This window comes from Pseudomonas fluorescens (assembly GCF_902497855.1).
GTDB lineage: Bacteria > Pseudomonadota > Gammaproteobacteria > Pseudomonadales > Pseudomonadaceae > Aquipseudomonas > Aquipseudomonas fluorescens_BI.
The window spans coordinates 258,442-271,810 of sequence record NZ_CABVHU010000007.1 but is presented as its reverse complement, the minus strand read 5'-3'; the positions used below and the strand labels follow the sequence as shown (position 1 = coordinate 271,810).

Annotated in this window: 16 protein-coding genes; 6 read left to right on the top strand and 10 right to left on the bottom strand. The window is 61.1% G+C overall.

The window, feature by feature from the left end:
- Window positions 1–45: 45 nt before the first annotated feature.
- Window positions 46–471: a secondary thiamine-phosphate synthase enzyme YjbQ gene (locus F8N96_RS16560; protein ID WP_150798702.1), complete on the top strand. Its 426-nt coding sequence runs from the start codon at window positions 46–48 to the stop codon at window positions 469–471.
- Between the two features lie 102 nt (window positions 472–573).
- Window positions 574–897 carry a transcriptional regulator SutA gene (gene sutA, locus F8N96_RS16555; RefSeq protein WP_150798701.1) on the top strand — a complete coding sequence of 108 codons (324 nt, stop codon included), beginning with the start codon at window positions 574–576 and terminating at the stop codon, window positions 895–897.
- Window positions 898–1,103: 206 nt separating this feature from the next.
- Here the strand turns inward: sutA and F8N96_RS16550 are convergent, their stop codons facing one another.
- From F8N96_RS16550 to lptM, 6 genes are read right to left on the bottom strand one after another with little or no spacing between them, the layout of a single operon-like run.
- A complete protein-coding gene (locus tag F8N96_RS16550) occupies window positions 1,104–1,811 on the bottom strand; it encodes an HAD family hydrolase (protein WP_150798700.1) in 708 nt (235 codons plus the stop codon).
- Window positions 1,808–2,707 carry a tyrosine recombinase XerC gene (gene xerC, locus F8N96_RS16545; protein WP_150798699.1) on the bottom strand — a complete coding sequence of 300 codons (900 nt, stop codon included), beginning with the start codon at window positions 2,705–2,707 and terminating at the stop codon, window positions 1,808–1,810. The genes F8N96_RS16550 and xerC overlap by 4 nt, the downstream gene beginning before the upstream one ends.
- Window positions 2,708–2,709: 2 nt before the next feature.
- On the bottom strand, window positions 2,710–3,435 hold the full coding sequence (locus tag F8N96_RS16540; RefSeq protein WP_150765571.1) for a DUF484 family protein: 726 nt from the start codon (window positions 3,433–3,435) through the stop codon (window positions 2,710–2,712).
- Between the two features lie 13 nt (window positions 3,436–3,448).
- Complete coding sequence (dapF, locus tag F8N96_RS16535) at window positions 3,449–4,279, bottom strand: diaminopimelate epimerase (protein ID WP_150798698.1); 831 nt, start codon at window positions 4,277–4,279, stop codon at window positions 3,449–3,451.
- A 4-nt stretch (window positions 4,280–4,283) separates the two neighbouring features.
- Entirely contained in the window at window positions 4,284–5,531 is a 1,248-nt protein-coding gene (lysA, locus tag F8N96_RS16530) for a diaminopimelate decarboxylase (protein ID WP_150798697.1), read from the bottom strand.
- Between the two features lie 9 nt (window positions 5,532–5,540).
- The gene (gene lptM, locus F8N96_RS16525) at window positions 5,541–5,726 is read right to left on the bottom strand and encodes an LPS translocon maturation chaperone LptM (protein WP_064680399.1); all 186 of its coding nucleotides are present in this window, start codon (window positions 5,724–5,726) and stop codon (window positions 5,541–5,543) included.
- Window positions 5,727–6,056: 330 nt separating this feature from the next.
- Here lptM and cyaY point away from each other — a divergent pair, with 330 nt between their 5' ends.
- The 3 genes from cyaY (at window position 6,057) to rnk (ending at window position 7,198) form a co-directional block, all read left to right on the top strand.
- A complete protein-coding gene (cyaY, locus tag F8N96_RS16520) occupies window positions 6,057–6,389 on the top strand; it encodes an iron donor protein CyaY (protein ID WP_150765574.1) in 333 nt (110 codons plus the stop codon).
- A 4-nt stretch (window positions 6,390–6,393) separates the two neighbouring features.
- On the top strand, window positions 6,394–6,612 hold the full coding sequence (locus F8N96_RS16515; RefSeq protein ID WP_150798696.1) for a DUF1289 domain-containing protein: 219 nt from the start codon (window positions 6,394–6,396) through the stop codon (window positions 6,610–6,612).
- 175 nt (window positions 6,613–6,787) lie between these two features.
- Window positions 6,788–7,198 carry a nucleoside diphosphate kinase regulator gene (gene rnk, locus F8N96_RS16510; protein ID WP_150798695.1) on the top strand — a complete coding sequence of 137 codons (411 nt, stop codon included), beginning with the start codon at window positions 6,788–6,790 and terminating at the stop codon, window positions 7,196–7,198.
- An 8-nt stretch (window positions 7,199–7,206) separates the two neighbouring features.
- Here the strand turns inward: rnk and F8N96_RS16505 are convergent, their stop codons facing one another.
- From F8N96_RS16505 to F8N96_RS16495, 3 genes are all read right to left on the bottom strand, one after another.
- Window positions 7,207–10,053 (bottom strand): class I adenylate cyclase, encoded by a 2,847-nt coding sequence (locus F8N96_RS16505; RefSeq protein WP_150798694.1) that lies wholly within the window; start codon window positions 10,051–10,053, stop codon window positions 7,207–7,209.
- A gap of 217 nt (window positions 10,054–10,270) precedes the next feature.
- A complete protein-coding gene (locus F8N96_RS16500) occupies window positions 10,271–10,516 on the bottom strand; it encodes a TIGR02647 family protein (RefSeq protein WP_150798693.1) in 246 nt (81 codons plus the stop codon).
- A 233-nt stretch (window positions 10,517–10,749) separates the two neighbouring features.
- Window positions 10,750–11,034 carry a hypothetical protein gene (locus F8N96_RS16495; protein ID WP_150798692.1) on the bottom strand — a complete coding sequence of 95 codons (285 nt, stop codon included), beginning with the start codon at window positions 11,032–11,034 and terminating at the stop codon, window positions 10,750–10,752.
- A gap of 125 nt (window positions 11,035–11,159) precedes the next feature.
- On the opposite strand from F8N96_RS16495, the gene F8N96_RS16490 reads away from it, so the two are divergent.
- Window positions 11,160–11,819: a glutathione S-transferase family protein gene (locus F8N96_RS16490; protein WP_150798691.1), complete on the top strand. Its 660-nt coding sequence runs from the start codon at window positions 11,160–11,162 to the stop codon at window positions 11,817–11,819.
- 139 nt (window positions 11,820–11,958) lie between these two features.
- Here the strand turns inward: F8N96_RS16490 and argH are convergent, their stop codons facing one another.
- A complete protein-coding gene (gene argH / locus F8N96_RS16485; protein ID WP_150798690.1) occupies window positions 11,959–13,353 on the bottom strand; it encodes an argininosuccinate lyase in 1,395 nt (464 codons plus the stop codon).
- Window positions 13,354–13,369: the final 16 nt, after the last annotated feature.

Sequence of the window (13,369 nt, the reverse complement as noted above, 5' to 3'; positions counted from 1 at the left end):
TTCCCAGAGCGCGCTAGAATGCGCCCCGAACGTGCGGAGAACTGTATGTGGCAACAGACTCTGATTACCCTGCGGGCGAGGCCCCGGGGCTTTCATCTGGTAACGGACGAGTTACTCGCCGGCCTGCCTGAAATCAAGGCATGTCGGGTCGGTCTGTTGCATTTGTGGCTACAGCATACCTCGGCGTCGTTGACCATCAACGAGAACGCCGATCCGGCGGTACGTCGCGACTTCGAACGATTTTTCAATCGTCTGATCCCACAAGGAACGGACGGCTATGAGCATAACGACGAAGGCCTGGACGACCTCCCGGCGCACTTCAAGGCCAGCGTGCTTGGCTGTCAGATCAGTTTGCCGATTCAGGCAGGCCGATTGGCGCTGGGGACCTGGCAAGGCGTTTATCTGGGCGAGCACCGTGATCATGGCGGTGCCCGTAAAGTCCTCGCCACCTTGCACGGTGAAGGGGAATAAGCCGTTGGACATCAACGGCGGTTGAATTTTTTCCGGCAGCCGTCGACAGACGGCAAAGCTGGGCTATAACTAATCTGCTTTTCGCAAGTCATGAGGTAGAACATGAGCGACGATGATCTGGAAAACGACGACCTCGAAGTAGGCGACGACGACGAAACCGAAGAAAGCCTTGAAGTGGCGGCGGAAGACGTCGCCGAAGACGACGGCGATGATACGCCCGTCCCGACGGCCAAAGGCAAGGCCAAGGCTGCGGTGTCGGTCGATGAGCTGCCGAGCGTCGAAGCCAAGAACAAGGAACGCGACGCCCTGGCCAAGGCGATGGAAGAGTTTCTTGCGCGCGGCGGCAAGGTGCAGGAAGTGGAGGCCAATGTGGTCGCCGATCCTCCCAAGAAGCCTGACAACAAGTACGGTAGCCGGCCTATCTGAGCGCCTGCCTTGCTTGCTGAAAAAGCCCGCCGTCGCTGCGGGCTTTTTCATGGGCGCAACAACATGCCAGAGCCTGGCGCAATCCCTTGTAGGAGCCGGCTTGCTGGCGAAGGCGGTGTGTCAGTCGATACATGGATTACTGAAAGGACGCCTTCGCTGGCAAGCCAGCTCCTACAGGGGTTTTGCGGTGTTTGTCGGGTTGGGGTTCAGGCCGAGCCGGCGTTCCACCGCGCCAGCAACGCCGGCAAATCGCTCAAGCTGCGAATCTGCGCATCCGGCAAACGATCCGCTTCCCACACCTTACCCGCCGGGTTGAACCAGATCGCCCGCAACCCTGCCTGCTGGGCACCCGCAATGTCATCACCCGGATGATCGCCGATATGCACGGCCGTCTGCGCCGTTGCCCCACCCCGTTGCAACGCCTCATGAAACAGTCGCGCGTCGGGTTTGGCGATGCCGATGTCTTCAGCGCACAGCGCAAACTTGAAGTAATCCGCCAGCCCTAACCGGCGCACATCGGCGTTGCCATTGGTGACCACGCCCAAGGCGTAGTGCCTGGCCAGGGTCTCCAGTGTCGGTTCGACCTCGGGGAATACTTCGATCTGATGCCGCGCATGCAAAAACACTTCAAAGCTCTTGTCGGCCAGATCCGAAGCCTGGCCATGGTCGTAGCCGGCCTCTTCCAGCGCGTGGAACAGCACACGCCGACGCAGGGCGCTGATGCGGTGCTTGAGGCTCGGTTCGCTGCTCAGAATCCGTTCACGAATCGTCCACAGATGCTCCACCGGCAGCGCGCCCAGTTTGGGTGCGTGTTCGGTCAGCCATTCACGCAAGATGGCTTCGGCGCTGACGATCACCGGCGCGGTGTCCCACAGGGTGTCGTCGAGGTCGAAGGTGATCAATTTGATGGTCATGAATCATCGCCTTTAATGCGTTTGGCCCGTGGATGGGCGCTGTCGTAGACCGTCGCCAGGTGCTGGAAGTCCAGGTGGGTGTAGATCTGGGTGGTTTTGATGTCCGAGTGGCCGAGCAGCTCTTGTACCGCTCGCAGATCCTGTGAGGATTCCAGCAAATGGCTGGCAAAGGAATGCCGCAACATGTGCGGGTGCAGGTTCTGTCCCAGCTCGCGTTCGCCAGCGGCCTTGACCCGTACCTGAATCGCCCGGGGGCCGAGGCGGCGACCTTGCTGGCTGACAAACACGGCATCGTCCGCCGGATTGGCCATGGCCCGCAATGGCAGCCACTGCTCCAGTGCTTCGCGCGCTTTCTTGCCGACGGGCAACAGCCGCGTCTTGCTGCCCTTGCCGAGCACCTGGACCATCCCGTCGGCCAGGTCCAGCTGGTCGAGATTGAGCCCGGTGAGCTCTGAAAGGCGCAAGCCCGAGGAATAGAACAATTCCAGGATCGCCTGGTCCCGATGCGCCAGGAAGTCATCTTCCACCGCGCCTTCTAGCAATTGCAGCGCGCGGTCGGTATCGAGGGTTTTCGGCAGGCGGCGTTCGCCCTTGGGCGGTGCCAGACCGTTGGCCGGATCGTGGTCGCAAAGACCTTCGCGGTTCAGATAGTGATACAGCCCGCGCACTGCCGAGAGTAGCCGCGCCAGGCTGCGCGACGACTGGCCCTGGGAATGCAAGCGTGCGATCAGGCTGCGCAGGCGCTGGATGTCCAGGGCGGCCCAACTGTCTATGTTCTGTTTGGCGCACCAGCCCAGCACCTTGTCGAGGTCGCGACGGTAGGCGTACAGCGTGTGGGGCGACACCTGTCGCTCACTGCGCAGGTGTTCGCAGTAAGCCTCCAGTTGCCGTTCCACGATCAGCGTACCGGGCGCAGGGAGCTGTTGACCCGTGGCAGCACGCGGCCCATGACTTCGGCGATGTAGCTGAGGAACAGCGTGCCCACCGAACTCTTGTAGTGCTGCGGATCGCGACTGGCGATGGCCAGGACGCCATGGATGCCTTGATGGCTGATGGCGACGACTGCGGTGGAGCCGATCTGCTTGCGTTGTTCTTCGCCGAACAGGAAGTCCAGTTCGTGCTCACGCAGGCTGCCGCTGACGCTCTTGTCTTCCGAGAGCAGGCCGCCAATGGCCGTCTGCGCCTCTTCATGGGTCGCCCAGCGGCCGACCGGCATCGGGTTGTCACCCAGCAGGATCAAGCTGACAAAGGGCACCTGGAAGTCCTGGCGCAGGCTGTCTTCGACGCTGATCACCACGTCTTCCAGGCTGGTGGCGTCCATCAGCGCGAGAATCAGGCGGCGGGTCTTGTCGAAGAGACGGTCATTGTCGCGGGCCACGTCCATCAAGTGCGACAGGCGATGACGCAATTCGATGTTGCGGTCGCGCAGGATGGTCATCTGGCGTTCCACCAGCGATACGGTGTCGCCGCGCTGGTGGGGAATGCGCAAGGCCGGGAGCAGTTCTTCGTGGTCGACGAAAAAATCCGGATGAGCCTCCAGGTACGCGGCAATAGCCGCCGCCTCAAGGCTTTCGGAAGGGGATTCGTCGGGCTGTAGGGCGGGAACCTGAGGCTTATCTTTCATGGATTTGACTCTCTCAAAGACGCACTTGTCCTTCATAAACGCGTACTGCCGGGCCGGTCATCATCACCGGTTCGCCAGGGCCTGCCCATTCAATGGACAGGCGCCCGCCGGGCAGGTCGATCAATAGTGGCGAATCCATCCACCCCTGGCTGATCGCGGCCACTGCGGCAGCACAGGCGCCGGTTCCGCAAGCCTGGGTTTCCCCGGCCCCACGTTCCCAGACGCGCAGCTGCGCACGATTGCGGTCGATGACCTGGAGAAAACCGACATTGACCCGCGACGGAAAGCGCGGATGGTGTTCGATTTTCGGTCCCAGTTCATGCACCGGTGCGTTGTTGATGTCGCTGACCCGCAGCACGGCATGGGGGTTGCCCATGGACACGGCGGCCAATTCGATCGCAGTACCCTCGACGTCAACCCGATAACTCAGGGCCTGTTCCGTTGCATCGAACGGAATCTCGGCCGGCACCAGGCGCGGCGCGCCCATGTTGACCCCGATCTGTCCGTCGCTGCGGATATCCAGCTCGATGATGCCACTTTTGGTTTCGACGCGGATCTGCCGTTTCGCGGTCAGACGCTTGTCGAGCACGAAACGGGCGAAACAGCGCGCCCCATTGCCGCACTGTTCCACTTCGGAGCCGTCGGCGTTGAAGATCCGATAACGGAAATCCACGTCCGGATTGCTCGGCGCTTCGACGATCAGCAACTGGTCGAAGCCGATTCCCGTGTGCCGATCACCCCATTGCTTTGCGTGCTTGGGCAAAATGTGCGCGTGCTGGCTGACCAGGTCGAGGACCATGAAGTCATTGCCCAGGCCGTGCATCTTGGTAAAACGCAGCAGCATGGTTTTACTCCGGCAGCAGGCTTTCGCCAGCGAACAACTCGGCTACCGTCTCACGGCGACGCACTTCAAATGCCTGATCACCGTCCACCAACACTTCGGCGGCGCGGCCGCGGGTGTTGTAGTTGGAACTCATGACAAACCCATAGGCACCGGCCGAATGCACGGCCAGCAGGTCGCCTTCTTCCAGGGCCAGCTGACGATCCTTGGCCAGGAAGTCGCCGGTCTCGCAGATCGGTCCGACGATGTCGTAAGCGCGGGCTGCGGTGGTGCGCGGGCGCACGGCGGTGACGTCCATCCAGGCCTGGTACAACGCCGGGCGGATCAGGTCGTTCATGGCCGCGTCGACGATGGCGAAGTCTTTGTGTTCGGTGTGTTTGAGGTACTCGACCTGGGTCAGCAGTACGCCGGCGTTGGCGACGACAAAACGGCCCGGCTCGAACACCAGCGCCAGGTCACGACCGTCGAGACGCTCGCGCACGGCTTTGATGTAGTCGGCAGCCAGTGGCGGCTCTTCATCGCGATAACGCACGCCCAGACCGCCACCGAGATCGATGTGGCGCAGGTAGATCCCGCACTCGCCGAGGCGGTCGACCAGGCCCAGCAGGCGGTCGAGGGCATCGATGAACGGCGGCAGGGTGGTCAGTTGCGAGCCGATGTGGCAATCGACGCCGACCACTTCGAGGTTGGGCAGTTGCGCGGCGCGGATGTACACATCTTCGGCGTCGGCGATGGCGATACCGAATTTGTTTTCTTTAAGGCCGGTGGAGATGTACGGATGCGTACCGGCATCGACGTCCGGGTTCACGCGCAGCGAGATCGGCGCGCGAACGCCCAGCTCGGCGGCGACAACCTGCAGGCGCTCCAGCTCGTCGGTGGACTCGACGTTGAAGCAATGCACGCCGACTTCCAGGGCGCGACGCATGTCGTCACGGGTCTTGCCGACGCCGGAGAACACGATCTTGTCGGCGCTGCCGCCAGCGGCCAATACGCGCTCCAGCTCGCCACGGGAGACGATGTCGAAACCGGCGCCCAGGCGCGCCAGGACATTCAGTACACCCAGGTTGGAGTTGGCCTTGACCGCAAAGCAGACCAGGTGCGGCGTGCCGGCCAGTGCATCGGCGTAAGCCAGGTACTGGGCCTCGATGTGGGCACGGGAGTAGACATAAGTTGGCGTGCCAAAGCGTTCGGCGATGGCGGACAGGGCAACACCTTCCGCGAACAGCTCACCGTCACGGTAGTTAAAAGCGTTCATGATGTTCCCTTATTGGTAGACGTCGTGCTTGTGTGCTTTGGACGCAGGCTGCTGTTGGGACGACTTGGCCTGCTCGACAGGATCCTGGTTCTCATCAGGCAGGTACAGCGGGCCTTTCTGACCACAGGCCGATAGCACGCTGGCAAAAGCGACAAGCGAAGCGAGCGCAGCAAGGGAAGAGATCAGGCGCTTCATGGCGAAATCCTTGAAAATGCATTAATTGCGCCGGAGTATACCGACCACCCGCCAGCTTGCCTATGTAACGGAGCTCCCGTCCGGCGGGGCTTGGGCCGATGCCGGCCAGCCTGGTGCAATCCCCTGTAGGAGCGGGCTTGCCCGCGAAAGCGGTGGTTCAGTCAGCAAGGATGTTGGATGTGCCGGCCCCTTCGCTGGCAAACCAGCTCCTACAGGGACCGTGTTTGTTGTACCTATATCGGCGCTTGATCGTTATCCTTTGCATTCACCGTAGCTCGCCCGTATCTTGCGGCGCTTGAGCGTGAGCAGACATTTTTTGAGGTTGCCGCAATGAGTTTGACCGAAGCCCGTTTCCACGATCTGGTCGATGCCACCCAGCAATCGTTGGAGGATATTTTTGACGAGAGTGACCTGGATATCGATCTGGAAAGTTCGGCCGGTGTGCTGACCGTCAAGTTCGAAAACGGCACGGCGCTGATCTTCAGCCGCCAGGAGCCGTTGCGTCAGCTGTGGCTGGCGGCAGTGTCCGGTGGTTTCCACTTCGACTATGACGAAGAGAGCGAGCGCTGGATGTGCGACAAGAGCGAAGAGCAATTGGGCGAAATGCTCGAGCGCATCGTCCAGCAGCAGGCTGGCGTCGAACTCGATTTCGAAGGTCTGTGAGACCGTGACCCAGCCTGCGCCCGTTCGTGCACCCAAACCGCTCTATAGCAATGTCAGCCCGGCGGTGCCTTCGCCGTGCAGCGGTGTGTGTCGGCTGGATGAGCAGAAGGTCTGCCTTGGGTGTTTTCGCCATGTCGAAGACATCCGCGAATGGCGCTCGGCCGATGACGATCGCCGGCGGGTCATCTGCGCCCAAGCTGCCAGCCGCAAGCATAACGGTTGACCCGACCCTCCTACAGGGGCGGCGGCGATTGCAGGCTGTCCGGTCCTCACTTGTATATTTATTGAGCTGTGATAGTGTCCGGGTACGCCTCAACCCATCGAGGCTCGTGAAAACCCCGCCTTTTTCTGGCGGGGTTTTGCTTTTTTCGTGCAGAAGAAAGGAGTCTGCCCTGATCATGACCGCACCTTCCATCACCCTTACCCGTCTGGACGTACAACGTCTGGAGCGCCTGATCGACAGCCTGGATGACACGCTGCCGGGCGTTATCGCGCTGCAAACCGAACTGGATCGCGCCGATACCCTGGTCGGTCACGATGAAGTGCCCGCCGATGTCGTGACCATGAATTCCCGTGTGCATTGCCGCGAAGAGAGCAGCGGCAAGGATTACCACCTGACGCTGGTTTACCCCAAGGATGCCAATGCCGACGAAGGCAAGATTTCCATTCTGGCGCCGGTAGGCAGCGCATTGCTCGGCCTCAAGGTCGGCCAGCATATCGATTGGCCGGCACCGGGCGGCAAGACCCTCAAGCTGACCCTGCTGGAAGTCGAGTCACAGCCTGCCAATGGCGGCTCCTTCCCGGAATGACATGCCCCTCAGATCTGCTCGAGCGCTTCGTTCAATGCGCGCTCCAGATCGGCCTTGTAGCGCAAATACAGATTGCTTGAACGCTGACCATCACCGAGCAGACCGGACAAGTCCAGGTCGGTGATGTAGCAACGATAGCGCTCGGTCTCGCGGCGCTGCCCGACGATTTCCCTGGCGACCACGCTGAACAGCCGGTCGCCATGTTCCAGCTCTGAAAACTCCCGCTGATTGCAATACAACGTGACCTGCGCCTGCCCCGGCGCGGCTTTGCCGACGATCGCCTGCACGTCGTAAAAGGGTTCGTTGGCCGGGGTTTGCGGCGCCGGCCGGGCTTCTACCCGACGGGCCCGAACGGGACCCGATGGCAACAGCTGGAAATACAAGGTGTCCAGGCTCAGGGGCTGGGCAGCCTCAATCGGCAGCAAGGCGTCGCGCCGGTATTGGATCGATTGCAGGAATCGCTGCAGCGGCACCAGCAGGCTTTGCTCATCGTGGTAGGGCAAGCGTTGGTGCCACAGGGCGTTGAATTCATCCAGTACATACAGATCGGCGTGGAACTCGCGGATCCGATAGAACACCTGAACGCATTCGGGCTGCCCCATCGGCAATACCAGCGCCAGATCCTGGTCTTCAAGCGCCATCGGGTCCAGGTGCAACGGGCTGTAGCGGGCGAGGTCTGCGCCCAGGTATTCGACCAGCGCCGGCAGTGAGGCAAGGGCGACATGGTTGACATGGCCGGGCACCAGTTCCAGCACGTGGAAATGCTGCTGGACCTGAATCAGGTAGCGATGGTTGAGTTCGCTCAGCAGCAGGTTCTGTGCGGTGTCGAGAATTTCTTCGACCCGCCGGGCGATGAATTGTGCGCGGTTGTGGCAGAAGCAATGAACCCGCAACCTGGGCTGCTGCCGCCCCTTCGGCAGGTTGTTGAGGTAATCGCGTACGCAGGCGAGCAAGGCATGGGGGCCATCAAAACGGCTGACCAACACTTCGTTCCAGCTGTTGAGCGTGACCTGGTCCAGGGTCAGCACCAGATTTTCCCTAACCCCGGCATAACTCAGGGAATCGGTGCGCTGGGTAGTCATCAGGATATTCAGGTCGCGGTGGTGCTTGAGCGGATCGAAGCCGACGTTTACCAGGATCAGCACTTCGCTGGGCACACTCGCGCGCAATAGCGCTTCTTCGGCGACGGTCGCCAGGGGCAGGGCGATGCTCTGTTGCAGGCTGCCGAGCAGGTTGAACAGTTCGAATTCGCTCAGGTCGCTGCTGCCGGGATGCAAGGCCAGGCGGGTGCTGCCGTCGATGACGCCATTGCGGTGGCACCAGGTCAGCAGCTCCAGCAATTGGCGGCTGCGCTTGATCGGCGCGAAATGCTCCCACTCATGGGCGCTCAGGCTGCCGTTATACAAACCCCATTGAGTTTGCCCGGGCTCTTTCCTGTTCGGCGCCTGCACCAGGGACAGGGTGTCTTCGGCCAGGTCCGGGGCGATGCCCGGGTTGATGAACTCGACCTTGTTCGCCTTGCGCTCGAAGGCCGCATACAGCCGTCGACCCAGCACGTTGAGCTCGCGTTTGTTGATCAGGCTGACGGTGTGTTCATGGCGGGCGAACCGGGTCAGGAAGCGGTAGCTGTACTTGAGCTCATTGACCAAGGCCCGGCGCTCGGCGCCGACCTGGCGGACTTTCCACTGGCTGCGGCTATCGAGCAGGGCCAACTGACGCTGATCCCAATGCCATTCGTGGGCCAGGCGCTCAAGCAGCGAACGTTGCCAGTTTTCGCTGCGACTGCTGCTGCCGGTGAGCTTGCGATTGACCTTCAAATACAGCGCGCGACGCACCAGCTCCAGCCGTTCCGGCTCGTCACGGGCGCTGAGGTATTCCTCGAGGCGTCGGTAAACCATGACGTAGGGATCCAGCTCATCGAGGTCGAGCTGGTTGGCGAATACGGCGTGTTTGAAGCGCAGGCTGAGGCAGTGGACCTGGGGGTGTTCGCTGGCATAGACCTCGGTCAGCAGCAGCTTGAGTACCGACTTGTACGGCGATTCGATGCCCTTGAATAACTGCCACAGCCCGGCGCCGACGAATTCGCCGGGCGGAATGTGCGCCAGAGACCCGAGATCCAGGGTTTCGTCGGCCCGGATGAAGCGTTTGGAAAGCAACGCGTGGGTGTAGCGTTCGTAGGCGACCTCTTCGTAAACCGGTACCAGCCACCAGATGGGCGTGCGTCCGGCCAACCAGATTGCGGTGCGGTAGAACTCGTCCAGCAGCAGATAGTGCTGGGTGCTGCCGCAGTCTTCCGAGCTCAGTTGATGGTCGCGCTCGCCGAGCACGAAGCGGGCCGGATCGATCAGGAAAAAATGCGCCTCGGCACCTTGGCTGGTGGCCCAGGTTTCGAGCAGCTGGCACTTTTTACGCAGTTCGATCAGTTCGCTTTCGCTCAAATCCGGTGCATGACAGACCCATACGTCCATGTCGCTCTGATCGGCCTGGGCCAGGGTGCCGAGGCTGCCCATCAGGAACAGGCCGTGAATCGGTCGGGGCGGATTGCTGCCGTGGCGCGGTTTATAGGAAAACGAGCGGGTCAGGCGCTGGGCTTCGGCGAGGACGTTGGCGTCCGGTTCGTAGTTCGACAATCCGGCCGGCGTGCTGCCCGAAACATAACCCGGCAGCAGCGGATGATTGACGTGAAAAAACAGCGGCAGCAGGGTGAGTACGTTTTGCTGGCGGGTTGAAAGTCCTGCCATGGCGCGCGCCATGCGGCCCTCATTGTGCTTCAGGAACCGTGCGCGCAGTTGGCTCAGCACCTTGCGGTCGATGCCTTCTTCCAGGTCGGGGCGGATTTCATGGGGGTGGGTCATGTCAGCTCAAACCGGCTTGATGGGGCCGGACGTGGAAGGCCTCGGGATGAGGGGCAGTTTAGCGCCTCGGCCGCGGGACTTTTAAGCTGGTTTATGGTTTTTCTGACGTCAGATTTTTATCGTTGGGCACGGCAGGTAGCTGCACAAGGAGCGGTGCAGGTAACGAAAGTGTGCCCGCGGAACCCGTAGCACGGGTTTCCGTGGGCGACGCGGTCACTCAGGCTGTTTCCCGGACGCTCAGAATAGTCAGAACGGTTTGTATGTTTTGCGCGGCGTCACGTCCCAGGCTGGTCAGATAACCGCCATCGGGCTGGGTGATCAATTCTTTGTCGAACAGTCTTTGGGTAGCGGCAATGGCTTTCGGGGCAGCGGTCTGATGAATTTTCAGGCCTTCCTGGGAACTGTCCAGGTTGAAGAGGGCGAGGATTTCCAGTTCGGCAACCAACTCAGGGGTAAGCGACATAAGGACTCCAGACTTTCTAGGAATTGGACGACAGCGCCCCTAAGGTGAGCCCACTTGTGCGGCATGTCCAGTGCTCGCGACAGGGTTTTTTTGCCTCGGCTTGCATTCCTCGATTGCAGGGTGGTTTCCGTAGGAGCGAGGCTTGCCCGCGAAGGCTTCGCCGCGGTATGCCTGAGGAACGGCGTTATCGTTATTCGCGGGCAAGCCTCGCTCCTACGGTCGGGGGGGCGGGGTTATTTCTTTTCCGGTGGCAGCTCTGGAAGAGCGCGCAGCGCCGTTTCGTACCATTCGGTGTTGAACGCGCGGTCTTCTTCGAGGATCGCGTCGATTTCAACAGCCAGGACATGGGCCATCAGGTTGAGGATTTCCTCACGCTCGTAACCCACCAGGGTCAGCTTGTTGAAGGTGGCCTTGGCCGCTGGCGGATTGTCGCTTTCGATCTGGTTTTCGATGGCTTCGATCAGGGTGTTCTCGGCGAACTCTTCGTCGTCGATGTCTATATCGTTTGGCTCGCTCATGGCAGGCTCCTCAAGGAAAGGCGGCCAGTTTACCTGCATTCAGCGCCGTGATGCTGCTGGCGAGAAGCACCCAGGCGTTCTATAACTGGCGCTGCCAACCCCCTGCACGGCCTGGAGGCTATGTGATGCTCAAGCTTTATGGATTTTGTGTCAGCAACTACTACAACATGGTCAAGCTGGCGCTGCTGGAGAAGGGACTGCCGTTTGAAGAAGTGCCGTTCTATGCCGGCCAGAGCCCTGAAGCGCTGGCGATCAGCCCGCGCGGCAAGGTTCCGGTGCTGCGCGACGAGCAAGGTTTTATCAATGAAACCAGCGTGATTCTGGAATACATCGAGCAGAGCCAGGACGGCACGCCGCTGCTGCCGAACGATCCTTTCGAGCGGGCGCAGATTCTGGCGCTGGCCAAGGAAATCGAGCTGTACATCGAGCTGCCGGGACGTGCCTGTTATCCCGACGCGTTTTTCGGCATGACCGTGCCGGACGCGATCAAGGACAAGACCAAAGCCGAATTGCTGCTGGGCTTTGCCTCGCTGGGCAGGCACGGCAAATTCGCCCCTTACGTGGCAGGTGACAGCCTGAGTATTGCGGATTTGTATTTCCTGTACAGCGTGCCGCTGGCCTGTGCGGTGGGGAAGAAGCTGTTCGATATCGATCTGCTGGCTGAGATGCCGGCGGCCAGGGCGCTGCTGGAGCGGCTGGAACAGAACCCGAACGTGCAGCGGATCGCGGCGGACAAGGAGGCGGCGATGCCGGCATTTATGGCGATGGTTGCGGCCAGGAAGTAGGGTTTTGTAGCGGTTTCAAAAATGCTTTCGCGAGCAAGCCCGCTCCCACAGGAGATCTTCGGTGAACAAAGAATTTGTGCACGATAGAGATCCAATGTGGGAGCGGGCTTGCTCGCGAAGCTTTTAGCGGTTTAGCGGTTTAGCGGCTGGCGAGCAATTGCTGACCGCGCACCACAGCCTGCTTGACCTGCGCCGGCGCAGTCCCGCCGATATGGTCACGGGCATTCACCGAGCCTTCCAGGGTCAGCACCGCGAACACATCCTGATCGATCTGGTCACTGAACTTGCGCAGCTCTTCCAGGCTCATTTCCGCCAGGTCCTTGCCGCTTTCAACGCCGTACTTCACCGCATGGCCAACAATCTCGTGGCAGTCACGGAACGGCAGGCCACGACGCACCAGGTAGTCGGCCAGGTCGGTGGCGGTGGAGAAGCCGCGCAGGGCCGCTTCGCGCATCATCGCGTGCTTGGGTTTGATCGCCGGGATCATGTCGGCAAAGGCCCGCAGCGAATCGCGCAGGGTGTCGGCGGCGTCGAACAGCGGTTCCTTGTCTTCCTGGTTGTCCTTGTTGTAGGCCAGGGGCTGGCCTTTCATCAGGGTCAGCAGGCCCATCAGCGCGCCGAACACGCGGCCGGTCTTGCCACGCACCAGCTCGGGCACGTCCGGGTTTTTCTTTTGCGGCATGATCGAGCTGCCGGTGCAGAAGCGGTCCGGCAGATCGATGAACTGGAACTGGGCGCTGGTCCACAGCACCAGTTCTTCGGAGAAGCGCGACAAGTGCATCATCGCGATGCTCGCCGCCGAGCAGAACTCGATAGCGAAGTCACGATCGGACACGTTGTCCAGCGAGTTGCCACCCACCGCGTCGAAGCCCAGCAGTTGCGCGGTATATTCGCGATCGATCGGGTAGGTCGTGCCGGCCAGCGCGGCGCTGCCCAATGGCATGCGGTTGGTGCGCTTGCGGCAGTCGACCAGGCGCTCGTAGTCACGGCTGAGCATTTCGAACCAGGCCAGCATATGATGCCCGAAGGTCACCGGCTGTGCGGTTTGCAGGTGAGTGAAACCGGGCATGATGCTGCCGGCTTCGCGCTCGGCCTGTTCCAGCAAGCCTTGTTGCAGGCGGGTGATTTCGCTCAGGATCAGGTCAATCTCGTCGCGCAGCCACAGGCGGATATCGGTAGCGACCTGGTCGTTGCGGCTGCGACCGGTGTGCAGCTTTTTACCGGTCACGCCGATGCGGTCGGTCAGGCGCGCCTCGATGTTCATGTGCACGTCTTCGAGGTCGATGCGCCAGTCGAACTCGCCGGCCTCGATTTCACCCTGGATGGTCTTCAGGCCATCGGTGATGCTGTCGCGCTCGGCATCGGTCAGCACGCCGACCTTCGCCAGCATGGTGGCGTGGGCGATCGAACCCATGATGTCGTGGCGATACAGGCGCTGGTCGAAGGTGACGGAGGCGGTGAAGCGGGCGACGAAGGCGTCGACGGGTTCACTGAAGCGGCCGCCCCAGGACTGATTGGTCTTGTCAGTGCTCATGAATTCGCTCGTATCG